Annotated in this window: 21 protein-coding genes; 6 read left to right on the top strand and 15 right to left on the bottom strand. The window is 70.2% G+C overall.

Annotated elements, in window-relative coordinates; genetic code table 11:
* Window positions 1-25 precede the first annotated feature (25 nt).
* Window positions 26-2,965 carry a UPF0182 family protein gene (locus ACIPSA_RS07970; RefSeq protein ID WP_402631694.1) on the bottom strand — a complete coding sequence of 980 codons (2,940 nt, stop codon included), beginning with the start codon at window positions 2,963-2,965 and terminating at the stop codon, window positions 26-28.
* A 164-nt stretch (window positions 2,966-3,129) separates the two neighbouring features.
* Here ACIPSA_RS07970 and ACIPSA_RS07975 point away from each other — a divergent pair, with 164 nt between their 5' ends.
* A complete protein-coding gene (locus ACIPSA_RS07975; RefSeq protein WP_402630173.1) occupies window positions 3,130-3,672 on the top strand; it encodes a PPA1309 family protein in 543 nt (180 codons plus the stop codon).
* Window positions 3,673-3,759: 87 nt separating this feature from the next.
* On the opposite strand, the gene ACIPSA_RS07980 is transcribed toward ACIPSA_RS07975, so the two are convergent.
* The 3 genes from ACIPSA_RS07980 to ACIPSA_RS07990 all read right to left on the bottom strand — a co-directional run bounded on the left by ACIPSA_RS07980 (window position 3,760) and on the right by ACIPSA_RS07990 (window position 6,930).
* The gene (locus ACIPSA_RS07980) at window positions 3,760-4,857 is read right to left on the bottom strand and encodes a PDZ domain-containing protein (protein ID WP_402630175.1); all 1,098 of its coding nucleotides are present in this window, start codon (window positions 4,855-4,857) and stop codon (window positions 3,760-3,762) included.
* Between the two features lie 339 nt (window positions 4,858-5,196).
* Window positions 5,197-5,658: a molybdenum cofactor biosynthesis protein MoaE gene (locus tag ACIPSA_RS07985; protein ID WP_402630178.1), complete on the bottom strand. Its 462-nt coding sequence runs from the start codon at window positions 5,656-5,658 to the stop codon at window positions 5,197-5,199.
* Between the two features lie 159 nt (window positions 5,659-5,817).
* Window positions 5,818-6,930: an SDR family oxidoreductase gene (locus ACIPSA_RS07990; protein WP_402630181.1), complete on the bottom strand. Its 1,113-nt coding sequence runs from the start codon at window positions 6,928-6,930 to the stop codon at window positions 5,818-5,820.
* 190 nt (window positions 6,931-7,120) lie between these two features.
* Between ACIPSA_RS07990 and ACIPSA_RS07995 the strand changes: the two genes are divergently transcribed.
* Together ACIPSA_RS07995 and ACIPSA_RS08000 are read left to right on the top strand one after the other, a co-directional pair.
* Window positions 7,121-8,563 carry a zinc-dependent metalloprotease gene (locus ACIPSA_RS07995; protein ID WP_402630183.1) on the top strand — a complete coding sequence of 481 codons (1,443 nt, stop codon included), beginning with the start codon at window positions 7,121-7,123 and terminating at the stop codon, window positions 8,561-8,563.
* Window positions 8,560-9,087 (top strand): NUDIX hydrolase, encoded by a 528-nt coding sequence (locus ACIPSA_RS08000; RefSeq protein WP_402630186.1) that lies wholly within the window; start codon window positions 8,560-8,562, stop codon window positions 9,085-9,087. Before ACIPSA_RS07995 ends, ACIPSA_RS08000 begins: the two co-directional genes overlap by 4 nt.
* A gap of 58 nt (window positions 9,088-9,145) precedes the next feature.
* On the opposite strand, the gene ACIPSA_RS08005 is transcribed toward ACIPSA_RS08000, so the two are convergent.
* The 4 genes from ACIPSA_RS08005 to ACIPSA_RS08020 form a co-directional block, all read right to left on the bottom strand.
* Window positions 9,146-9,901 (bottom strand): AIM24 family protein, encoded by a 756-nt coding sequence (locus ACIPSA_RS08005; RefSeq protein WP_402630189.1) that lies wholly within the window; start codon window positions 9,899-9,901, stop codon window positions 9,146-9,148.
* Window positions 9,902-9,919: 18 nt separating this feature from the next.
* Window positions 9,920-10,600, bottom strand: a complete 681-nt coding sequence (locus ACIPSA_RS08010) for an AIM24 family protein (RefSeq protein WP_402630192.1) — start codon at window positions 10,598-10,600, stop codon at window positions 9,920-9,922.
* A gap of 11 nt (window positions 10,601-10,611) precedes the next feature.
* Window positions 10,612-12,282, bottom strand: coding sequence for a TerD family protein (locus tag ACIPSA_RS08015; RefSeq protein ID WP_402630195.1), 1,671 nt, complete (start codon window positions 12,280-12,282; stop codon window positions 10,612-10,614).
* A 137-nt stretch (window positions 12,283-12,419) separates the two neighbouring features.
* The gene (locus tag ACIPSA_RS08020) at window positions 12,420-13,016 is read right to left on the bottom strand and encodes a M48 family metallopeptidase (RefSeq protein ID WP_402630197.1); all 597 of its coding nucleotides are present in this window, start codon (window positions 13,014-13,016) and stop codon (window positions 12,420-12,422) included.
* A 223-nt stretch (window positions 13,017-13,239) separates the two neighbouring features.
* Between ACIPSA_RS08020 and ACIPSA_RS08025 the strand changes: the two genes are divergently transcribed.
* Window positions 13,240-14,454: a TOMM precursor leader peptide-binding protein gene (locus ACIPSA_RS08025; RefSeq protein WP_402630200.1), complete on the top strand. Its 1,215-nt coding sequence runs from the start codon at window positions 13,240-13,242 to the stop codon at window positions 14,452-14,454.
* Entirely contained in the window at window positions 14,447-15,817 is a 1,371-nt protein-coding gene (locus tag ACIPSA_RS08030) for an ABC1 kinase family protein (protein WP_402630202.1), read from the top strand. The genes ACIPSA_RS08025 and ACIPSA_RS08030 overlap by 8 nt, the downstream gene beginning before the upstream one ends.
* A gap of 42 nt (window positions 15,818-15,859) precedes the next feature.
* Here the strand turns inward: ACIPSA_RS08030 and ACIPSA_RS08035 are convergent, their stop codons facing one another.
* From ACIPSA_RS08035 to ACIPSA_RS08055, 5 genes are all read right to left on the bottom strand, one after another.
* Complete coding sequence (locus tag ACIPSA_RS08035) at window positions 15,860-16,069, bottom strand: hypothetical protein (protein ID WP_402630205.1); 210 nt, start codon at window positions 16,067-16,069, stop codon at window positions 15,860-15,862.
* A gap of 136 nt (window positions 16,070-16,205) precedes the next feature.
* Window positions 16,206-16,529, bottom strand: coding sequence for a hypothetical protein (locus ACIPSA_RS08040; protein WP_402630207.1), 324 nt, complete (start codon window positions 16,527-16,529; stop codon window positions 16,206-16,208).
* On the bottom strand, window positions 16,526-16,894 hold the full coding sequence (locus tag ACIPSA_RS08045; protein ID WP_019072119.1) for a WhiB family transcriptional regulator: 369 nt from the start codon (window positions 16,892-16,894) through the stop codon (window positions 16,526-16,528). The genes ACIPSA_RS08040 and ACIPSA_RS08045 overlap by 4 nt, the downstream gene beginning before the upstream one ends.
* Before the next feature lie 176 nt (window positions 16,895-17,070).
* Entirely contained in the window at window positions 17,071-17,397 is a 327-nt protein-coding gene (locus ACIPSA_RS08050; protein ID WP_402630210.1) for a hypothetical protein, read from the bottom strand.
* 164 nt (window positions 17,398-17,561) lie between these two features.
* Window positions 17,562-19,784, bottom strand: coding sequence for an ATP-dependent DNA helicase UvrD2 (locus tag ACIPSA_RS08055; protein ID WP_402630213.1), 2,223 nt, complete (start codon window positions 19,782-19,784; stop codon window positions 17,562-17,564).
* 181 nt (window positions 19,785-19,965) lie between these two features.
* On the opposite strand from ACIPSA_RS08055, the gene ACIPSA_RS08060 reads away from it, so the two are divergent.
* Complete coding sequence (locus ACIPSA_RS08060; RefSeq protein WP_402630216.1) at window positions 19,966-20,208, top strand: mycoredoxin; 243 nt, start codon at window positions 19,966-19,968, stop codon at window positions 20,206-20,208.
* A 75-nt stretch (window positions 20,209-20,283) separates the two neighbouring features.
* Here ACIPSA_RS08060 and nudC read toward each other — a convergent pair whose 3' ends face one another.
* Together nudC and ACIPSA_RS08070 are read right to left on the bottom strand one after the other, a co-directional pair.
* Window positions 20,284-21,228 carry an NAD(+) diphosphatase gene (gene nudC, locus ACIPSA_RS08065; protein WP_402630219.1) on the bottom strand — a complete coding sequence of 315 codons (945 nt, stop codon included), beginning with the start codon at window positions 21,226-21,228 and terminating at the stop codon, window positions 20,284-20,286.
* Between the two features lie 156 nt (window positions 21,229-21,384).
* Window positions 21,385-22,788, bottom strand: coding sequence for a dipeptidase (locus ACIPSA_RS08070; protein WP_402630222.1), 1,404 nt, complete (start codon window positions 22,786-22,788; stop codon window positions 21,385-21,387).
* Window positions 22,789-22,794: the final 6 nt, after the last annotated feature.

The following is a 22,794-nucleotide window of genomic DNA, read 5'->3' on the forward strand; positions in this document are numbered from 1 at the left end:
GTATCACGGCGCGAAGCGGGCTTGATCAGCTCTTGGTTCCGCTCTTGTCGCCTCCGCCGCTGCTCTGGCCGCTGCCGCCACTGCTCTGGCCGCTGCCGCCGCTGGTCTTGTCGGCCTTGGACTGAGCGTCCTTGGCCCGCTTCAGCGCGTCCTCCAGGTCCTTCTGCGCCTGGCCGTACGCCTCCCAGTCACCCTTCTTCAGGGCTTCCTGCCCCGCGTCGAAGGCCTTCTGGGCGTCGCTCAGCGCCTGCTGGACGGTGGGATCGCCGGACGTCGGCGGGTTGCCGGTGCCGCTGTCCGGTGGCGTGCTGGTCGAACCATCCACCCCGAAGACCTTGTCGAGGGCCTTGTCGAGCGTGTCCTCGAAGGCGTAGCTGGTGCCGTAGCTCACCAGCACCTTCCGCAGCAGCGGGTACTTGAGCCCGCCACCGCGTACATAGACGGGTTCCACGTACAGCAGCCCGCCGTCGAGCGGCACCGCCAGCAGGTTGCCGTACTCGACGTCCGAGTGACCGCGGCTCAGCAGGCTGATGGCCGAGGCGATGTCCTGTTCCGAGTTGAACTGGCTCTGAACCTGTTTGGGCCCGTTGACCGTTGTGCTCGTGGGCAGTTTCAGGATTCTGATCTTGCCGTAGTCGGGCGTGCCGGCCTCGGCGTCTACCGACATGAAGGCGCTGAGGTTGTCCCGGCCGTTGGGCGTGAACGTCGTCGACAGCGAGAACGACTGCGCGGACTGGTCGGGCATCTTCATGCTCAGGTAGTACGGCGGCACCGCGTTGCCCGACTTGTTGGTCGGGTCGTCCGGCACCTGCCACACCTCGCTGCCGGTCAGGAAGGTCTGCGCGTCCGTCACGTGGTAGCGGGTGAGGAGCTCGCGCTGGACCTTGAACAGGTCCTGCGGGTAGCGCAGATGGGCCATCAGCGAGGCGGAGATGTCTGTCTTCGGCTTCACTGTGCCGGGGAAGGCCTTCATCCAGGTCTTCAGCACCGGGTCCTGGGTGTCCCACTGGTAGAGCTTGACGTCGCCGGTGTACGCGTCGACGGTCGCCTTCACCGAGTTGCGGATGTAGTTGACCTGGTTCTGCTGGGCCACGACCGCGCGTGAGTTGTTGGTGGCGGTCAGCGAGTCCGCCGTCGTATCGCCGAGGGTCGTACGGGAGGCGTAGGGGTACCCGTTGGTGGTCGTGTACGCGTCCACGATCCACTGGATGTGGCCGTCGACGACCGCCGGGTAGGCGTCGCCGTCGATGGTCAGCCAAGGGGCGACCGCCTCGACGCGCGCCTTGGGCGTGCGGTTGTACAGGATCCGCGAGCCCTCGCCGATCGCACCGGAGTAGAGGATCTGCGGCTCGTTGAACGCCACCGCGTACGCGGCCCGGTTGATCGGGTTGGAGAGGTCGACCCCGCTCTTCGCCTTGTAGCTGGTGGTCTTCTCGCCGCTGTCGTCGGAGTAGTCGATCTCCTTCTGGGGACCGCCGACGATCGAGTACGTGGTGGTCTTCTCGCCGTAGTAGATCCGCTGCTGGTACGTCGGCAGGTCGCCCTGCGACGGCAGGTCGTACTCGGTGAAGACCGGGCGGCCCTCGGAGTCGGCCTCGGTGCCCTTGGCGGCGACCACGCCGTAGCCGTGGGTGTAGCGGAAGTGGTCGTTGATCCAGTTGTTCTTCGGGATGCCGTCGAGGTTCAGCTCGCGCAGACCGATGACGGTGTCCTGGTCCTTGCCGTCCTTGGTGGGGTACCGGTCGACGTCGAGGTTGGTCGGGAACCCGTAGTAGTTGCGCATCTGCTGGAGCTGCTGGAACGTCGGCGAGACGATGTTCGGGTCCATGATCCGGATGCTCGCCGCGCCGTCGACGTCGCCACGCAGCCTGGTCATGTCCGTGGTGGTGCTCTTGCCCTCGTACTCGGTGACCTTGGCGTCGTCGATGCCGTACGCCTCACGGGTCGCCTTGAGGTTCTTCTGGACGTACGGGGCTTCCTTGGCCTGCTCGTTGGGCTGGACCTGGAACTTCTGGACGATGGCCGGGTACAGGCCGCCGATGAGGATCGCGGAGAGCACCATCAGGCCGAAGCCGATGACGGGCAGTTGCCAGGTGCGCCGCCACAGAGTGGCGAAGAACAGCAACGCGCAGATGACGGCGATGCAGAACAGGATCGTCTTGGCGGGCAGGTAGGCGTTCGCGTCGACGTATCTGAGGCCCGTCCAGTTCCCGGTCGCCTTGAAGTCGCTGGACTTGACGGCGAGCCCGTAACGGTCGAGCCAGTAGGCGACCGCCTTCAGGGCGACGAAGATGCCGAGGAGCACCGAGAGGTGCCCGGTGGCCGCGGCCGTGGCGCGCGCGCCCGGGCTGGTCACGCGCAGCCCGCCGTACAGGTAGTGGGTCAGCGCGGCGGCGATCAGGGACAGGATCGCGGTGGCGAAGCCGAAGCCCAGCAGGAAGCGGTACCAGGGCAGCTCGAAGGCGTAGAAGGAGACGTCGAGGTGGAACTGCGGGTCCTTCTGGTGGAAGGGCACGCCGTTGACCCACATCAGCCAGGTCCGCCACTGGCCTGCCGCGGATGCGCCCGCGATGAGGCCCACCAGCGCGGTGATGCCGAGCAGCAGCCACGTCTTGTACGGGGCGATGCCCATCCGGTAGCGGTCGAGGCTCTGCTGCTCCATGGACATGGCGCTCAGCGGGGGCCGCATCCGGTGCGCGAGCCAGATGTTGAAGCCGACCGCGGCCGCCATCAGCAGCCCGAAGACGAAGAAGAGCCCGATCTTGGTCCACAGCGTGGTGGTGAACACGGACGAGTAGTGCACCGAGCGGTACCACAGCCAGTCCGTCCAGAAGCCCGCGAACATGGTGAACGCCATGCCGAGGACGGCCAGGACGCCCAGTGTCATGAGCAGGGTCCGGGCGCGCCGGGACGGGCGGCCCGCTCTGATCCGCGGCCCCGTCGGGCCCCCGCCGCGGTCCGGCATCTGGAAAGCCAAGGTGCGCACCTCGAAGTTCGCTGTTGATCCGTCAGGCCCTCGTGTTCGTGGACCGTCCGTGGCCCCCCGTGATCGCGGGCCCACACCTATGCAACTTACTCACGGTTTGGTCGGTTCCCGATTCCGGCCGGGAACGAGGCAGGATTGTGACCATGTCCAACACTCCCATGGCAGCGAACCCGCTCACCCGGGCCGTACTCGAGATCGACGAGTACGCCTCCGGCCTCGGCTGGGACCAGCCCGCTCGCCTCTTCGCCCTCGTAGACACCGCACGGCTGCGGGTTCAGGAACCTGCCCTCGCGGCCCAGCTCGGCCTGCAGGACGAGCCCGAGACCACCGGTCTCACCCCGATCGAGCAGGACGAGATTCCAACGGAAAAGGCGCTCGACGAGTTCCTCGGCACCATCGCCTGGCCCGACGCGGTCGCCGGCTGCGCCCTCACCGTGGAGCGCCTGATGCTTCCCCCGTCCGCCGAGTCCCAGGTTCCGCAGGGCCTGAGCGAGGCGAAGCTGGCGAAGTGGGTGGCGAACCACCCCGAGCGCCAGGAGGTCCGTATGACGGTCGCCGTCCTGCGCGACGGCACCCGCGAATCGGCGGTGCGCCTGCGCGAGAAGGACACCCCGACCGAGGTCCTCACCGGCCCGGACTTGGTGCCCGGCCTGGCGGAGGCGCTGTCGGCGACGTTCGTGGACTGAGTCGGCTCCGGTTCCGGTACGGCGATGGGGGCGCTCCTGGATTCAGGGGCGCCCCCATCTCCGTACCGCCTCACCCGGTTCCGCGGGTCAGCCCTTGGTCGTGCACTTCGTCAGTCCGCCGGTGTTGCCGCTGCGGATGTCCTTGAGGGCGTCGAGGGCGTCACCGATGGTCTTCACCTTGACGAGTGTGAGGCCGCTCGGGGTGTCCTTCGCGGCTGCCGCGCAGTTCTCGGCCGGCGTGAGGAAGTACTGGGCGCCCTTGTTGCGCGCGCCGACGGTCTTCATCTCGATGCCGCCGATCGGTCCGACGGTGCCTTCGTCGTCGATGGTGCCCGTGCCGGCGACGAACTTGCCGCCGGTGAGGTTGCCCGGGGTGAGCTTGTCGTAGATCCCGAGGGCGAACATCAGACCGGCGCTGGGCCCGCCGACGTCGGCGAGCTTGATGTCGATGGTGAACGGGAAGGTGTGGTCCGTGCCGGCGGAGATCCCGACGATGGCCCGCTTGGCCCCGCTGTCGCTGGACGTCGCCGTGGTGATCGTGACCTTCTCGGTCTTGGTCGCTGTCTTGTTCTCCTTCTCGGCGGCGGCCTGCTCCTTGGCCGGGACGACGGTGAAGACGACGTCCTGACCGGCCTTGTGCCTGGTCACCAGCTTCGCGACGTCGGACGGCTGCTTGACCGCCGTGCCGTCGACGGCCTTGATCACGTCACCGGCGTGCAGCCTGCCCTGGGCCGGGGAGTCCTTGACGACCGTCGAGACGATCACCCAGGACTTCACGGGGATGCCGAGCTCCTTCAGCGCCGCGACCTTGGCGCTCTCCTGGGACTGGCTGAACTCCTCGGCGTTCTCCTGGGTGGACTGCTCCTCCGTCTTGCCGTCCGGGTAGAGCGTGTCGTGCGGCACGACCTTGTCGTCGTGCGCCAGCCACCCGTAGACGGCCTCGACGAGGTTCATCCTGTAGTCGGCACTGGTGACCCGGACGGTGGTCATGTTGAGGTGCCCGGAGGCGTCGTAGGTCTTGTGCCCGGAAATCTGCAGCACCGGCTCGCCGTCGTGGTTCCCGAGGGTGTTCACGGTCGGACCCGGGGACATCTCCGAGTACGGCACGGGAATGAGCACTCCCGCGCACAGGAGCGCGATCAGCATCAGCGTGGAGGCGAGCATCGTCGCGGTGCGGCGTGGCATGCCTCGACAGTACGGGACGCCTCTGTCAGCACACCGTCAGGGCACCCGGTCCAGCGCCTCACGTACCGGAGTGGGACCTCTCCATGGCCTCGCGGAACCGGGCGTACCCGTCGAGCTCAGGGCCGTCGCCGCGTGCCTTCCGGGTCCGGTTGGCCCAACTGCCCCACAGACCGGCTCCTATCGCAGCCACAAGCGGAATAAGCAACCAGGCGAGCGCCGCCATGCCGACCTCCCAACCCCTTGAGCGTCCGCGACTGACTGATCAGCAGATTAACCATCCGCCCTGACAACGCTCACGCCAGGGGTGCGGTTACGCAACCCGACGAGACCGTGGGCGAATCAGCAGGCCCCGACCCACTCCTCGGAGCCGTCGGAGAACTTCTGGTGCTTCCAGATGGGCACTTCGTGCTTGAGGTCGTCGATCAGTTTCCGGCACGCCTCGAAGGCCTCACCCCGATGCGGACAGGCGACCGCGACGACGACGGCGAGATCGCCCACTCCGAGATCCCCCACCCGGTGCACGGCGGCCAGCGCCCGCACCGGATACTCCGCGACCACCTTCTCGGCGATCCGCCGCATCTCGGCCTCCGCACTGGGATGGCAGGAGTACCCGAGTTCGTCGACGTCGGCCCCCCCGTCGTGATTGCGCACGGTCCCGACGAAGAGCGCGATCCCGCCCGCGGCGTCGTCCCCGACGGCCCGGAAGACCTCGTCCACGGAGAGCGCGGCGTCGCGGACGGCGATCAGCTTGATGGGGTCCTGCGCCGCCTGCTCGCCCGGGTGATCGTTCGTGAGTGCCATGACTCCATCGTGCCGCATGCCTCCGACGACACGGAATGCGCCGTTCATCTGGCACGCGCGCGGGGCTGTACGGAGTGTCCTACGGGGCCGCCTCTCAGCGGACCGAGTCGGGGGTGGGTGGACATGGGCAGGGGGGTCCAGGGGGCGGAGCCCCTCGCCTCACAGCCGCCGCCGGGCCTTCCGAGCCCGCCGTACGACAGCGGCAGCGCCCAGCAGGGCCACCGTCGCCCCCGCCGCCCCCGCGGCCGTGGCGTCCTTACGGCCAAGCCGCCGTCCGGCGACCGTGTGCCTCCCGGACACCTCCTCCAGCAGCTCCGCGAGCACCTCCTCATTGGTCCACTGCGGCCGCCACCCGGCGTCGTGCAGTCGGCTCCCGCTCACCACCCAGGGGTACATCGTGTACGCCAGGTCCCCGGCCGGCGACGGAGTGAGCCCGATCCGGTGCAGGCGGGCCGCCGCGCCCAGCGCGACCGCCGACGGCAGTTCCATCCGCCGGATCCCGCTGAGCTCCTCGACCTCCTCCTGCTCCAGCCATCCGTCGCACCCGACGGCCAGCTCACCGTCGACCTTCTCCAGAACGGCGTACTCCAGCGCACTGCACAGGTCCTCGACGTGGCAGAACTGCCAGGCGGGCCGCGACCCGGCCACGACGAGCAGCCGAGGCGACTCGAAATACCGGGTCAGCGCGGTGTCGGTGCCCCCGACCAGCACGGCGGGCCGCACCACGGTGACATTGAGCCCGGGATGCGCGCGGGGGGCGCGCCGCGCGAGCCGCTCGATCTCCAGCAGGTCGCCCACTCCGGTCGCCTCGGCGGTCGCCCGCAGCTCCGCGTCCTCCGACAGCGGCAGCTCGTTGTCCGGCAGCGCCCCGTAGACCATCGCCGACGTGCACAGCACCACGCGGTGCACCCCGGCCGCCGCCGCGGCGGTCAGCACGGTCTGCGTCCCCCGCACGTTGTAGGCCGTACGGGCGGCCGCGTCACTCCCAAGGTCGAGATCGAGCGCCAGATGCACCACCACATCCGCGCCGCGCAGCTTGTCCGCGATCGCCGGATCCCGCACGTCGAGGATGTGCCACTGCGCCGCCGCGCACTCGCCGCGCCGCTCGTCGATGGCGACGACCTGCTTGATCCCGTCGGACGCGGCGAGCCGCTCGGTGAGCAGCGCGCCGACCCCGGTCGCGGCACCGGTGACCGCGACGACGGGCCCGCGCACCGCGGGTGGGGTTGAATGGTTTCGCGCTCCGCGAACCTGCGGGTCTGGGGAACTCACCGGGCGTCTCCAGCGGTTGTCTTCAGTACGAGCGTGAGTGACGCGTACGTACCAGGTGGCATCCATCCTGCCGCAGGCCGAGAGTCGGCGAAGCACCGAGGCCCGATCGGGCCTCGGGTGTCTACGCTGGTTGGTGTCGGGCAGCCGCGCCGCCGGAGAGAACCGGTGGCCTTACCAGCCGAGGAACCCCGTGAGTGACACCCCATTCGGATTCGGCCTTCCGCCGGAGGAGCCGGAAGACGGCGACGAGGGCAAGAAGAAGGACCAGCAGAGCGGTGGTGGGCAGGGACCGGGCAACCCGTTCGGTTACGGGCTGCCCGGAGCCGCGGGCTTTGGCGGCCCGGGTGCGGACAATCCGCTCGCTGCCATGTTCGGTTCGCTGAACCCCACCGACCTGGGCGCCGCGTTCCAGCAGCTCGGCCAGATGCTCTCCTACGAGGGCGGCCCGGTGAACTGGGACATGGCCAAGCAGATCGCCCGCCAGACGGTCTCCCAGGGCACGCAGGACGGCGTCAAGGACGCGAGCATCGGCCCTGCCGAGCGGACCGCGGTCGAGGAAGCCGTCCGCCTGGCCGACCTGTGGCTGGACGACGCGACGTCCCTGCCGTCGGGCGCCGGCTCCGCGCTGGCGTGGTCCCGCGCGGAGTGGGTCGAGGCGACCCTGCCCGCGTGGCAGGAACTCGTCGACCCGGTCGCCGAGCGCGTCGGCGCGGCGATGGGCGACGTCCTGCCGGAGGAGATGCAGGCCATGGCGGGCCCGCTGATCGGCATGATGCGCTCGATGGGCGGCGCCATGTTCGGCACGCAGATCGGGCAGGCCGTGGGCGTGCTCGCGGGCGAGGTCGTCGGCTCCACCGACATCGGCCTGCCGCTCGGCCCGGCCGGCCGGGCCGCCCTGCTGCCGGTGAACATCGAGGCATTCGGCAAGGACCTGGGCGTGCCGAAGGAGGAGGTGCGGCTGTATCTCGCCCTGCGCGAGGCCGCTCACCAGCGCCTCTTCGCGCACGTGCCGTGGCTGCGCTCGCACCTGTTCGGCGCGGTCGACGGGTACGCGCGCGGGATCAAGGTCGACACGGCCAAGCTGGAGGACGTGGTCGGCCAGTTCGACCCGCAGAACCCGGAGCAGCTGCAGGACGCACTCCAGCAGGGCATGTTCCAGCCGGAGGACACACCCGAGCAGAAGGCCGCCCTGGCCCGTCTGGAGACGGCTCTGGCACTCGTGGAGGGCTGGGTGGACGCGGTGGTCCACGCGGCCGCGAAGCCGCGTCTGTCGTCCGCCGACGCCCTGCGCGAGACGCTGCGCCGCCGTCGCGCCACGGGTGGCCCGGCCGAGCAGACGTTCGCCACCCTGATCGGCCTGGAACTGCGTCCGCGCCGTCTGCGCGACGCCTCCCGTCTGTGGGCCTCGCTCACGGACGCGCGCGGTGTCGACGGGCGGGACGCCCTGTGGGCCCACCCGGACATGCTGCCGACGGCCACCGACCTGGACGACCCGGACGGTTTCGTGCACCGCGAGCAGCTGGACTTCTCCGAGTTGGACAAGATGCTCGGCGAGGCGGCGGGCGACGCGGGCGAGAAGCCGAACCTGTCCAAGGACGACAGGAACGACGCCAAGGGCGACGACGCCGAGTGAGCCTGTACGACGACGCGGTCCTCGTGCTGAAGGGCTTCGAGGGCCAGGAAGAGCTGCGCCAGTCCTACCTGGACCACCTGGCGGCGCACCCGGACGGCATGTGGAAGGCCTGCCATGCCGGCCACGTCACGGCGAGCGCCCTGGTGATCGACCCGGAGCGCGGCCGCGTACTGCTCACGCTGCACAGGAAGCTGCGGATGTGGCTGCAGATGGGCGGCCACTGCGAGCCGGGCGACGTGACGCTGGAGGCGGCGGCGCTGCGCGAGGCGACCGAGGAGTCGGGCATCACGGGGTTGACGCTGCTTCCGGGCGGGCCGGTGCGCCTGGACCGGCATCCGATCCCGTCACCGTGCCACTGGCACTTCGACGTCCAGTACGCGGTCCTCGCCCCGCGCGACGCCGAGCACGTCATCAGTGACGAATCGCTGGACGTGCGCTGGTTCGCCTACGACGAGGTGGCGGAGGTCGCCGACGACTCGGTCGTACGGCTGCTGGAGGCGACGCGCGCCAGGCTCGGGGCCTGAGCCACAGGTAAGGGGCGACCGCGCAGGCGGTCGCCCCTTGCGTTGGCTTATCGGACGCTCAGCTCCAGACGTTCCCCTGGTTCTGCGCTCGCGCCCCGTGCTGGCCCATGCCGAACTGCGCGGCGAGGCCCTGGCCGATCACCGCGTTCTGCGGCGGCAGCAGCTCGCTGGGCTGCACGAGCGCGAAGCCGCTGCCCATGAAGCTCAGCTCCCAGCCCTCACCGGTGTTGCCGCGGCGCCGCCACACGCCGGACGAGTGCGTCTGGGCCTGCATCTGCACGCGCAGTCCGGTGGACCAGGCCACGATGGCGTCGGCGTCGCAGTTGACGTACTTGTCGGGCGTGACCTGCATCATCAGCGGCGCGCCCGAGGTCATCAGGGCGACCTTGCCGCGACCGGTGATGTTGAGCTGGTACTTCCCGGAGCCGGAGATGCCGTACAGGCTGTCGACGGCGATGACCTCGTGGTGCAGCGAGGAGTCCATGGCCAGGACGTAGCTGCTGTCGACAGTCAGCCCGTCCTGTTCCACGTCCACGACGTGGATGTGCTGGGCGAGGTTGGCGAGGTAGACCGTGCCCTGCCCGTGGCAGCGCATCAGGTTGAGACCCTCGCCGGTGTAGGCACGCGCGCGTGCCTGGTTGTTGCTCTGGTACTCGGCGTCGAACTCGACGAGGCCCTGGTAGGCGACCATGGTGCCCTTACGGGCGAGGATGTCGTCGTGCCCCTCCAGGACGACGCGCAGCATCTGCTTGTTCTGCAGGCTGTAGCGATCCTGGGACTGCGAGTCGTTGAAGGCGAAAAGCGGGCTCTGCATGGTGTCTCTGACTCCCCCTCAGCCCCGGATCCGAAGGCGGTCGGTGCTGTCCTCGCTGGGCTGGACGACGACGATGCCCTGGCCGGAGAAGGCCATCTGGTAGGCCTCTCCGCTGCCCCTGCCGATCAGCGACTGCGCCTTGAAGCTGCGCTTGCCCTTCACCTTGAGGTTCGGGGACCAGGCGACGAGCGCGTCGGGGTCGACGTACGTCTCGTCCTCACCACCGCCGCAGTCGACGACGATCGGCTTGCCGCGGGAGGTCAGGGCCACCCAGCCCTGCCCGGAGATCTTCGTGTTCCACAGGCCCTGTCCGGCGAACTTCGCCAGCCCCTTGACCCGCTCCACACCCCAGGTGAGGTGCGCGTCGAAGGCGAGCAGGTTGGTTGCGTTGACGGAGATGCCGTCGCCGTTGAGGTTGATGACGACGACGTTCGCCCCGTAGTCGGCGAGGTAGAGCAGGCCGTCGCCGGAGCACTTCATCAGCGGGGCGCCCTCGCCGGTGATCCAGTCGCGGGCGATCTGGCGTACGGCCGGCGGGTTGGGCTCGTACTGGACGAAGCCCTCGTAGGCGACCATCGATCCCACGCGCGCGAGGAGGTCGTTCCCGGTCTGCATGGCGACCTTCAGCATGTGGTTGCCGTGGTTCTCCATGCGGGCGGTGACGGGTGCGGGGGCGTAGCCCGCGAGTGGCTGGTTCATGACGGGCTCCCTCAGACCTCGTACGGCTGGACGACGATGAAGTTGCCGGGCGCTCCCCGGAACTGGAGGTTGACGCTCTCCCCGGTGTCTCCCGGATAGGCGTTGCGGCGCATCCGGACCTGACTGGAGACGATCACCTGGGAGGCGGCCGACCAGGCGACCACCGCGTTGCAGTCGGCGAACGTGGTGGGCGTGACCGGCAGCACGACGGGCGTGCCGTGCGTCTTGACGACGATCGTGCCGGTGCCCTGGAACTGCATCGTGAACAGCGCTCCGCCGGGGATGCCGTGCCCCTCGATGCGGCGGACCTCGTACTGGAGGCTCTCGTCGAAGGCGAGGACGTTCTCCGCGGAGACGCAGATGGCGTCGCCCTGGAGTTCGACGGGGTGCAGGTGGGTGGCGTTCTCGGCGAGGAACACCTGGCCCTGGCCGGTACAGCGCATCAGCTGCATCTCCTGGCCGGTCGCGTTGCCCACGATCCGGCCGGCGAAGCCGGCGCCCTTGTAGCTGAAGTCGACCTTGCCCTGGTAGAGCACCATGCTGCCCTGGCGGGCGAGGACGGGCTGGCCGCCGATGCCGAGGTCGACACGGATCAGCTTCTTGTTCTGCTGCGTCCAGCGCTGACCGGTGGGCGTCTCCTTGAACTTCTGGAGCGCGGCGGTCACACCGGCGCCGCCCTGGGGAGCGACCTGCGGCACCCCGTAGGAGGCGGTCGGCTGACCGGGGACCTGCCCGAACGGCGGCTGCTGGCCATAGCCGGGCGGCGGGGTCGGCTGACCGTAACCGGGAGGCGGCGTCGGGGCCTGGGGCTGGGCGTAGCCCGGCGGCGTGGGGGCGCTCGGGGCGGGGGGCTGGCCGTATGCCGGCTGGGGCTGGCCGTAGGGCGCGGGGGCCGGGGCCGGCGGGGGCACCGTGCCGCCGGCCGGCGGGGCCAGGGGTGCGATGACGGTCGGCGCGGCGTGCACATTGGGCGCGGGCGCCGGGGCCGGAGGCGGGGGCGGCGTGATTCCCGGCGGCGGTGCGAAGCCCTGCGGAGCCGCCGCGGGTGCCGGGGCAGGCGCGGGTGCCGGGGCGGCCGGGACGCCGAACGTGGGCGGGGCGAAGCCCGGAGCCGCACTGGCCTGGGGCGGCTGCGGGGCGGCGGGTGTCTCCTCCTCGAGAACCTCGCCGCCGAAGTTCTTCAGCAGCGCCTCGAGGCCCCCGTCGAAGCCCTGGCCGACGGCGGCGAACCGCCACACGTCCTTCAGGTAGAAGTCGCCCAGCATCACGGCCCGCTCGGTGGAGAACTCCGAGCCGTTGAAGGAGTACCGGGCCACCTCCTCACCGCCGGCCACGATGCGGATGTATCCGGGATTGATCTGCGACATCTGCCCGGCGCCGTCGATGGTCGCCGTGAACGACAGCTTCTGGATCTGCGGCGGGATCCTGTCCAGCGTGATCCGGAAGGACTCCGTGTCACCCGCCTGCGTACCCAGCAGCTGGATGGACTCCTCGGGCGACTTCGGCTGGTTGAAGAAGACGAAGTACTGGTCGTCCGAAAGACGTTCATCGGCGTCGAGGCCGAAGCAGCTGATGTCGAAGGTCAGTCCGGGGGCGGAAATCTGCACGCCTACGTACAGATCCGTGCCCGCGGTGAGGTCACTGATCCTGGCCTTGTGGCCGCGTTGGAATTCCCTGGCCATGCGTTACGACCGTCCCCCATCCCGAATGTGAGTGCGTCGCGCCAGGCTAACGGCAAATCCGGACACCGGACGACGTCGGTACAGACCCGGTACACAACCGTCCTCAGCCGCGTCGGCGACTCCGCCGACCGGGCAGATCACTCACTCCGCACATCAGACAAATGAGGCAAACGTCCTGCGGCGACCACTCCTTCGAGATACCCGCGGGCCCGCTCGGTCCGCGGATACGCCTCCAGCAGTCGCCAGAATCGGGGCCCGTGCCCGGGCACCAGCAGATGCGCGAGCTCATGGCAGAGCACGTAGTCGACGACGTACTCGGGCATGCCCTGCAGCCGGTGCGAGAGACGGATGCTGCCCTCCGCCGGGGTGCACGAACCCCAGCGCGTGTTCTGGTTGGTGACCCAACGCACAGAGGCGGGCCGGGCCCTGCCACCGAAGTACTGGGCCGACAGCCGCTCGGCGCGCTCGGCCAGTTCGGCGTCGCCCAGCACCCGCTTGCTCTCCTGGGCGGCCAGTTTGTCGAGCATGACGGTCACCCAGCGTTGCTCCTCCGCCTCGGACATCCGGGCGGGGATCAGCACAACGGTGCGATCGCCCTCGCGGTACGCGGAGACCGTCCGGCGTCGCCGGGCGCTCCTGCGGACCTCGATCGCGCTCGCCCCCGAGCCGCTCGGCGGCTGGCTCGTCGTGCTGCGCTGTGGCTTTCCGGCGCGGTGCAGTGGGTCGGCGGGCACGCCCCGACGTTACCCGCTGCACACGCGGGAAGTCCCGGGTCCGGGACTGTTCGATGCCGATCCCCCACCATGCGCTTGATTTGTACGACGAATCTCCGCCGCCTGTGGACAACTTTCGGCACCAGCCCGCGGCGCCGGGCATGCTGGCACTCGTCGGGGAACACGACCGGTTCCCGACGAACAGGGATGTTCCAGTACTTTTCCGAGGCTACGGGGGCCTTTCATGCATCCGATGGTGAAGCCTGCGCTGAGGCGCGGCTGGCGTGACCTCAACACCGTGCAGTTCGGGATGACTCCGGCGCACGCGTTGACGCTCGGTCCGATGGACACGGCGACGGGCAGCTTCCTGGACCTGCTCAACGGCACCCGTGGGCTTCCGCTCCTGCGCGACGAGGGCCACCGCATGGACCTTCCGGACGGCCGTGTCGACGCACTCGTGGACCGACTGTCGGCCGCGGGACTGCTCGACGACGCCCGGGGCGGCGGCCCGGCGGCCGACGCCCTGCGGGAGAAGAAGGACGTCCTCGACCGGCTGCGCCCCGATCTTGCGTCGCTCTCCCTGATCACGTCCGAACCGGGCGGCGCGATCGGCCGCCTGGCGGCCCGCCGTTCCCTGCGTGTACAGGTGAGGGGTGCGGGCCGGGTCGGCGCCGCGCTGGCCGCGCTGCTGTCGGGGGCAGGGATCGGCGAGGTCGACGTACGCGACGTGGGCTGTGTCGAGCCCTGGGACGTCGCGCCGGGCGGGCTGCCCGCGGAGTCGATCGGCGAACGCAGGAACGAGGCCGCGCGCCAAGCGGTCCGCAGGGCCGCGCCCGGCCGGCCGCCGCGCCGAAGCCGCCCCGCACCGACCGACACCGAGGATCCCGGCTACTCCCTGGTCATCCTCGCCCCGAGGGACGATGTCGCCGTCCACGCCCCCGACCCGTCCTCCGCCGACCCGCTCATGACCACCGGAACACCCCATCTCTACGCGGGCGTCGTGGAGGGAACCGGCATCGTCGGGCCCTTCGTCCTGCCCGGTGGGACCGGCTGCGCCGGCTGTCTGCACCAGGACCGCACGGACCGGGACCCGGCCTGGCCCCGCCTGGTCGCCCAATGGCGCTCGGGCAGAACACGCCCGGTGGGCCCGTGCGACCTGACGCTCGCGACGACCGTCGCCGGGCTGGCCGCCGCACACGCACTCGCCTTCCTCGACGGGGAGTCGCCCTCGAGCACGGGCGCCCGCTGGGAGGTTTCCCTGCCTGGCCTCCACTGGCATGCGCGGCCGGTCTGGCCGCACCCCGCATGCGCGTGCGGAGCGGCGGAGAGAGGTAAGGAGGAACACACCTCAACGAACGGGGAGGCACACGAGACAATGGCGGGGCAACGGCCGTCGACGGAGCGAGCATGCAAGGCGGACACGGCACGGCCGGCTGGGACTTGGAGGGCGCATGTCTGATCTTCCCCGGAAGGCGGTCACCCGTACCGCCAAGCTCGCCGCGCTCCCGCTCGGCTTCGCCGGACGGGCGACCTGGGGCCTGGGCAAGCGGATCGTGGGCGAGTCCGCGGAGATCGTCGGCCGCGAGTTGCAACAGCGCACGGCGGAGCAGTTGTTCCGCGTTCTGGGTGAGCTGAAGGGCGGCGCAATGAAATTCGGGCAGGCCCTGTCCGTTTTCGAGTCGGCGCTGCCCGAGGAGATCGCCGGCCCCTACCGCGCGGCTCTGACCAAGCTCCAGGACGCGGCACCTCCGATGCCCACCCGCACCGTGCACACCGTGCTCGCGGAGCGGCTGGGCCCGGACTGGCGGGATCTGTTCCTGGAGTTCGAGGACAAGCCGGCCGCGGCGGCCTCGATCGGACAGGTGCACCGGGCTGTGTGGAACGACGGCCGCGAGGTGGCGGTCAAGGTGCAGTACCCCGGAGCGGGCGAGGCCCTTCTCTCCGACCTGACACAACTGAGCCGTTTCGCTCGCCTGTTGGGCCCGCTCATCCCCGGCATGGACGTCAAGCCGCTGATCGCCGAGCTCCGGGACCGCGTCTCGGAGGAACTCGACTACGGCCTGGAGGCCCAGGCCCAGCAGGTGCACGCGGAGGAGTTCGAGGACGACCCCGACGTCCTGGTCCCGGCGGTGGTCCACCAGTGCGACCAGATCCTGGTCACGGAGTGGATCGACGGGATCCCCCTCTCCGAGGTCATCGCGGACGGCACGACGGAGCAACGCGCCCGCGCCGGCCAGCTCCTGGCCCGTTTCCTCTTCTCGGGCCCGGCCCGCACCGGCCTGTTGCACGCCGACCCGCATCCGGGCAACTTCCGGCTGCTCCCCGGCGGCCCGGACGGTGAGGACGACTGGCGGCTGGGCGTGCTGGACTTCGGCACCGTCGACCGTCTCCCCGGAGGTCTGCCGACGCCGATCGGCGACTCCCTGCGCATGGCCCTGGACGGCGAGGCCGAGGCGGTCTACGAGCTGCTGTGTGCCGAGGGCTTCGTCAAGGAGTCCATAGAGCTGGACCCGGAGGCGGTTCTCGACTACCTCCTGCCGATCATCGAGCCGGCCCTGGTGGACGAGTTCACCTTCACCCGCACCTGGATGCGCAGCCAGGCGGCCCGCATCGCCGACCCCCGCTCCCCCGCCCACCAACTGGGCAAGAAGCTCAACCTGCCGCCCGCGTACCTCTTGATCCACCGGGTGACCCTGAGCACCATCGGCGTCCTGTGCCAGCTGGGGGCCACGGTGCGGCTGCGCGACGAACTGGAGGAGTGGCTGCCGGGATTCGTCCCCGAGGAGGACCTGGGCGAGGAGGAATCGGCAGCGAAGGCGTGAGCACCGGCGGCTGGCCGGCCGTGGGGGTTCCGGTGGCGTGTCTCACCACCAGGCCGAGTCCAGCCGCCCCTCGATCGCCCTGAGGTTCTCCCGGGCGCAGGTGTCGCAGAAGTAGTGACGCACACCGTTCTCCACGGAGCAGGTCCAGGTGGGCTGCGGCCCCTCGGCCCGGGTGCCGCAGCGGGCGCACACGAGGGCGTGGGGCTCCGCGGGGAGGCCTTCTTGGTCACTGTCTCCGGGAAGACTCGTCACCCGGAGACGATATCGCCGTGACCGGCTGATCGGCGGGCACAACGCACCGCGGGGGCCGGTCCGTTCGCACGGACCGGCCCCTGCGGGAAGTCACCGCCTCCCGAGGCCGGGAGGCCACCGCTTCAGGTGTGGTGGGTTACTGCATGACCGCCATGGCGAGCGCGCGCCGCGCGCGCATCGAGGCGCGCTCGGCCCGACGCTGCATCCGCTGGGCGACCGCCAGGCGTACGGCCCGGCGTTCCTGCTCGGCCTCGTGCAGTCGGTCGTGCATATGCGCACGAGCCAGGGCTTCTGGGATGAGTTGCATCTCTCGGGTCCTGTTCTGACGCGAGTCGGTCGCGCCGGAGGTGGTGAAGTCTGGGGTCGCGGAGCCTGCGGGCTCGCTGGTGGACGGCTTCATCGGGGCCTGCTTCTTGGGGTCGTGCGTGAGGGGGCGGTCGATCGTTCCTGCGGTGTTCATGCCGTGACCGGGTTCTTGCGCGGGCGACCACGCGGCCGCTTCCGGGCGACGACGACACCCTGGACGAACAGCTCGCCACCCCAGACGCCCCAGGGCTCGCGCCGCTCCTTGGCGCCGGCGAGGCAGGCCTCGATCAGCGGGCAGGTGCGGCAGAGGGACTTGGCGTACTCGACGTCGGCCGGCGACTCGGCGAAGAAGACCTCCGGGTCGTAGGAGCGGCAGGGGACGGGTACGCCGAGGTTCTCGATGGCGTCGTCGAGCGCGGTGAGCGCAGTGAGCGGGGTCAAGGTGGAGTCCTCCGTGAGGCCGGGCGGGGGGATCGTTTCGGAAGGCGGTACGGACGGGGCGTGCGCTTCGAGTTGCACGGTTCGTCTTCCTCGTCTGGTCGTTCCGGTCGGGTTGGACCGGGTGGCGGCTGGTACCGGGTTCTTTTCTTGTCCCGAGGCCCCTTCGCTCCGCTGTCCAAGTACTTGGACAAACAGAAGGGCCGCGGATCCCGGGTGGGGTTCCGCGGCCCTGAAGGCGCCGGCCTGATTGTCGATCAGGCTGGATCACTCCAGGGTTCTGGCCCACGGAAGGCCCACATCAGGTGGTGCTGCTTTGTCTGCTTCCGGTATCCGGCACCGGCCGCCGTAAAGGCATAGGCCTGCGCCTGTGCCGCTACTGCTTCCAGTGCCTTGGTCGGTCGCTCATTCCGCTCACGCACGGGGAGACCCGCGAGAGACACGGAGGACGCCGGACCGGCGGCACGAATGCCGGACAGACCGGTGCCCAGGTTCGAGGCGCCGAGCATGCACATGGAGACGGTCGAGCGATCGGTCATTTTGGCCGCGCTCACGGTGCTGAAGCTGGTGTTGATGCTGATCACTGGACTCGCCTCCTCTCGGCGTCTCATGGGCTGGGGTGAGCCAGCCCGTTCGGATATGCAAGTACAACACGGAATCAGGGCCTCCGAGAAGGCCGCCGTTTCCGTGCCTAGAACCTATGGGGATTGCTGGGGCATGCGCAAACTATTTTTTCGACGAGTTCGCATCAGTCGTGCTCGTCGTCTCCACCGGCTTCCCGGCCTGCGCAGATGGCCAGAACTTCGGCTCCGTAGCGGTTGAGTTTACGCGCGCCGACGCCGGGGATGCGGGCCAGTTCGCCGTCGTCGTCGGGAACGGTCTCGGCGATGGCCATCAGTGTCTTGTCGGTGAAGACGCAGAACGCCGGCTGCCCACTGCGCCGGGCCTGTTCCGCGCGCCACTCGCGCAGCCGCTCGTAGAGGCCTTCGTCCATGTCGGAGGGGCAGTCCTCGCAGCGCATCAGCTTCATCTCACCCGCGTCGGTGAGCGTGCGGCCGCAGACGCGGCAGCGGGCCGGGGTGCGCTGGGTGCGCCGGGGGGCGGCCGGGGTGCCGTTCACGAACCCGCGCTCGACGCCCCCGGACGTGCCGGTGGCAGAACGGCCGATTACAGCGGTGGATCCGGGGCGCAGGCCGTCGAGGAAGCGGCTGGGACGGCGGCTCGGACGGCCGCCGGGCGATCGGGCCAGAGACCAGGAGAGGTACAGCCGTTCTCTGGCCCGGGTCACGCCGACGTAGAGGAGCCGGCGTTCCTCCTCGATCTGGTCGTCGGTCTTTGCGTAGGTGATCGGCATCATGCCCTCGGCGACGCCGACCAGGAAGACGACGTCCCACTCCAGGCCCTTGGCGGAGTGCAGTGAGGCGAGGGTGACGCCCTGGACGGTGGGGGCGTGCTGGGCGCCCGCGCGCTCGTCGAGTTCGGCGACGAAGTCGCTCAGGGTGGCCTCGGGTCGGGCGGCCGCCAAGTCGTGGGCGAGGTTGACCAGGGCGGCCAGCGACTCCCAGCGTTCCCTGACGGCCCCGGAGCCGGCCGGTGGCTCGGCGGTCCAGCCCTCGCCCGACAGGACGGCGCGAACCTGGGAAGGCAGGGTCACGGCGTCGTCCAGCAGGGAGTCGTTGCCGCCGAAGCGGGCCGCGCCGCGCAGTGCGACGCCCGCCTTGCGTACTTCGGGACGGTCGAAGAACCGCTCGGCGCCGCGCAGCTGGTAGGGGACTCCGGCGTCGGCGAGGGCCTGCTCGTAGGTCTCCGACTGGGAGTTCGTGCGGAACAGGACGGCGATCTCGGCGGCCGGGACACCGGAGTCGATGAGCTCGCGGATCCGGCGGGCGGCTCCTTCTGCCTCGGTCGGCTCGTCGGCGTATTCGGTGTAGCCGGGGTCGGGGCCCGGTGCGCGCTGGGAGATCAGTTCGAGCCGGTGGTCGGCGGCGCGGCCGCGAGCCTGGGCGAGCAGACCGTTGGCGAGGCGGACGACCTGCGGGGTGGAGCGGTAGTCGCGGACCAGCTTGACGACGGTGGCGCCTGGGTGGCGGGTGCGGAAGTCGAGCAGGTGGTCGGGGGTTGCTCCCGTGAACGAGTAGATCGTCTGGCTGGCGTCGCCGACGACGCACAGGCTGTCCCGGTCGCCGAGCCACAGCTCCAGCAGGCGCTGCTGGAGGGGGCTGACGTCCTGGTACTCGTCGACCACGAAGTGCTGGTACTGGGAGCGGACCTGCTCGGCGATGTCGTGCCGGTCCTGCAGGACTGCGACGGTCAGCAGCAGAACGTCCTCGAAGTCGATGACGGCGCGGTCACGCTTGAGGTCTTCGTAGACCGAGTAGAGCTGGGCGATCTCGGCGGGGTCGCGTGAGGCCTCGCGGCCGGCCTTCATGGCGGCGAGCGCGTAGTCGGCGGGGACGGTCTGGGTGACCTTGGACCACTCGATCTCGGCGGTGACGTCGCGCAGCTCGCCCCGGTCAAGACGGATGCGGCAGGCGGCGGCCGCGTCCGCGACGAGCTGGATCTTGCGGTCGACGAGCCGGGGCATGGAGCCACCGATCGCTTTCGGCCAGAAATACTGGAGCTGGCGCAGCGCGGCGGAGTGGAAGGTGCGGGCCTGGACACCCTGGGCGCCGAGCTGGCGCAGACGGCCGCGCATCTCGCCCGCGGCGCGGTTGGTGAAGGTGACGGCCAGCACGCTGGAGGGCTGGAGAATCCCGGCGCGCACGCCGTAGGCGATGCGGTGGGTGATCGCCCGCGTCTTGCCCGTGCCGGCTCCGGCCAGCACACACACCGGTCCGTTCAGGGCGGTGGCCACCTCGCGCTGCTCGGGGTCGAGCCCTTCGAGCACCGCGTCGGCCCCGCTCGGCGGAGCCGAGTACTGAGAACCCCGGTAGCCCTGCGGGAAGAGGGGGGAGTGCGTTGCTGCTGTCACACAGCCATGCTGCCAGGTCGCCGGAGACGGCTGTGCCGGTTGTCCACAGGGAGGCCCTTGCAGTCGTACTAATGCGGCAGGCATCACGTGCGGCGCATACCCCGGGCGGGAATGGCGGCCGGGTCGCGTACGTTCCAGTCCTGGATACCCTTCCCTGAGCTGCCAGAGGAGCGCGAGCGACATGCAGGGCACTGTGACGATGTACAGCACCACGTGGTGTGGCTACTGCCAGCGACTGAAGAGTCAGCTGAACCGCGAGGGCATCGCGTACACCGAGATCAACATCGAGCAGGACCCGGACTCCGCGGCGTTCGTGGAGAAGGCGAATGGCGGAAACCAGACGGTGCCGACGGTGCTCTTCGCGGACGGCTCGACGCTGACGAACCCGTCGCTGGCACAGGTGAAGCAGAAGATCGGCGTGTGACGGCTTCAACAGCCGAAAGTGTCGTAGAAGGCGGCTCCCGGGATGTCTCGGGAGCCGCCTTCTACGTGGGCCTCGTCAGATGAAGCTGCGCGTCGGCAGCGGCTTGCCGTACCAGATCTCGATCAGGCGGGCCGCGATGGAGATGCCGTACGGGGGCAGCACCTCGCCGGATTCGAAGGCGGCGCGCAGCTCCTCGCGGGAGAACCAGCGGGCCTCGTGGATCTCGTCGCCGTCGACGTTGACGTCGGTCGAGGTCGCGCGGGCCAGGAAGCCGAGCATGAGACTGGACGGGAACGGCCAGGGCTGGCTGGCGATGTACTCGACCTGGCCGACGGTGATGCCGGCCTCCTCGAAGACCTCGCGGCGCACCGCCTGCTCGATGGACTCGCCGGGTTCGACGAAACCGGCGAGCGTCGAGAAGCGGCCCTCGGGCCAGTGGACCTGGCGGCCGAGCAGAATACGGTCGTCCTCGTCGGTGACGGCCATGATCACGGCGGGGTCGGTACGCGGGTAGTGCTCGGCGCCGCAGGCCGGGCAGCGGCGGATGTGGCCGGCCGCGGCGATGACGGTGCGCTCGCCGCAGCGGGAGCAGAAGCGGTGCGTGCGCTGCCAGTTCTCCAGGCCGACCGCGTGCACCATGAGGCCGGCGTCCCGCGGCGACAGCAGCAGCCCGGCCTCGCGCAGGCCCGCCGGGCGGGCGGACTGGTCGATGCGGCCGGGCAGGGCGTCCTTCTGGAGCGCGAAGTAGCTGACGCCGTCCGCGTCGGTGCCCAGGAAGTAGCGGTGCGCCTCGGTGAGCGGGGCCTCGAAGGAGGGGGTCGTCACGAGTTCGGTCCGGCCGTCCGCCGTCTCGTCGATGAGGACCTGGCCGCCGGAGACCACGAAGCAGCGGGTCGTGGGGTGGCTCCAGGCCGCCGCGAGCCAGGCCTCGTCGAGCCGGTGGTGGGCGGCGCGGTCGATGCCGCTCGGGGCGGTGAGCGAGACGGGTCGGTCGGCGGTGTGGTCGGTCCAGGTGGTCACGGGTGCTTGCAACTCCCCCAGTGGAACGGTTTGTTTCGGCGGGCGGTTCAGCGGGACGTACGGCAGGAGGGGACCGGGCCGGGTTCGGGCGGGGCGTGCGGGACGGTCTCTCCAGTGTGCCCTGCACGCGGTGCCGCTCCGGGCGGCGCGGATCGGTCAGGGTGCATGGCGCCAGTTCTCCGCGAGGTCGCCCCACAGGTACGCGGAGGTCTCCACGCCCTTGAGGAGAAGGTCGAGCTCGACCTTCTCGTTCGGCGCGTGCCAGCCGTCGGAGGGGACGGAGATGCCCAGGAACAGGACGGGAGCGCCGAGGACCTCCTGGAGGTCGGCGGCCGGCCCGGAACCACCCTCGCGGGTGAAGCGGACCGGCGCCTCGAAGGCGCGGCCCATCGCGCGGGCCACGGACTGCAGGGCAGGGTGGTCGAGCGGGGTCAGGCACGGGCGCGTGGCCGAGCCGAACGTGATCTCGCAGCGGATCCCGGCGGGCACCTGGTCGGCGGCCCAGGCGCGGACGGCCTTCTCGATGTGGTCGGGGTCCTGGCCGGCGACCAGCCGGAAGGACAGCTTCACCATGGCCGAGGACGGGATGATCGTCTTGCTGCCGGGGCCCTGGTAGCCGCCGCCGATGCCGTTGACCTCGGCGGTGGGGCGGGCCCAGATGCGTTCCAGGGTGGTGTGTCCGGCCTCGCCATGGGTGGCGTGGGACTTGGCGGTGCGCAGCCACTGCTGCTCGTCGAAGGGCAGCTCGGCGAAGAGTTCGCGCTCGCGGTCGGTGAGTTCGACGATGCCGTCGTAGAAGCCGGGGACCGCCACGCGCGCGTGCTCGTCGTGCAGGGCCGCGACGAGGCGGGCGGCGGCGGTCGCGGGGTTGGGCACGGCGCCGCCGAAGGAGCCCGAGTGGATGTCCTGCTCGGGGCCGTACAGCCGGATCTCGCACTCGGCGAGGCCGCGCATGCCGGTGCACACGGTGGGGGTGTCCTCGGACCACATGCCGGTGTCGGACACGATCACGGCGTCGGCGGCGAGCCGGGCGGCGCGCTCCTCGACGAGGGCCCGGAAGTGCGGGGAACCGGATTCCTCCTCGCCCTCGATCAGGAGCTTCAGGTTGACGGCCGGGGCGGTGCGGCCGGTGGCGGCGAGGTGGGCGCGGACGCCGAGTGTGTGGAAGAACACCTGGCCCTTGTCGTCGGCCGCCCCGCGCGCGTAGAGACGGTTTCCGCGGACGACGGGCTCGAAGGGATCGCTGTCCCAGCCGTCCTCGCGGGCGGCGGGCTGCACGTCATGGTGGCCGTAGACGAGAACCGTGGGGGCCCCGGGCTCGTCCGCGGGCCACTCGGCGAAGACGGCCGGGGCGCCCGGTGTCTCCCAGACCTCGGTGACCGGGAAGCCGGTCTCCTTGAGCTTGGCGGCGAGCCACTCGGAACTGAGCCGTACATCGGGGGCGTGGTCGGGCTGGGCCGACACGGAGGGGATGCGCAGCCATGCGGCGAGGTCGTCGAGGAAGGCGGCGCGGTGCTGCTCGATGTACGTACGGACGGCGCTGTCCGGGGTCTGGCTCATGTTCAC

This window comes from Streptomyces sp. NPDC086549, from assembly GCF_044746205.1.
Lineage (GTDB): Bacteria > Actinomycetota > Actinomycetes > Streptomycetales > Streptomycetaceae > Streptomyces.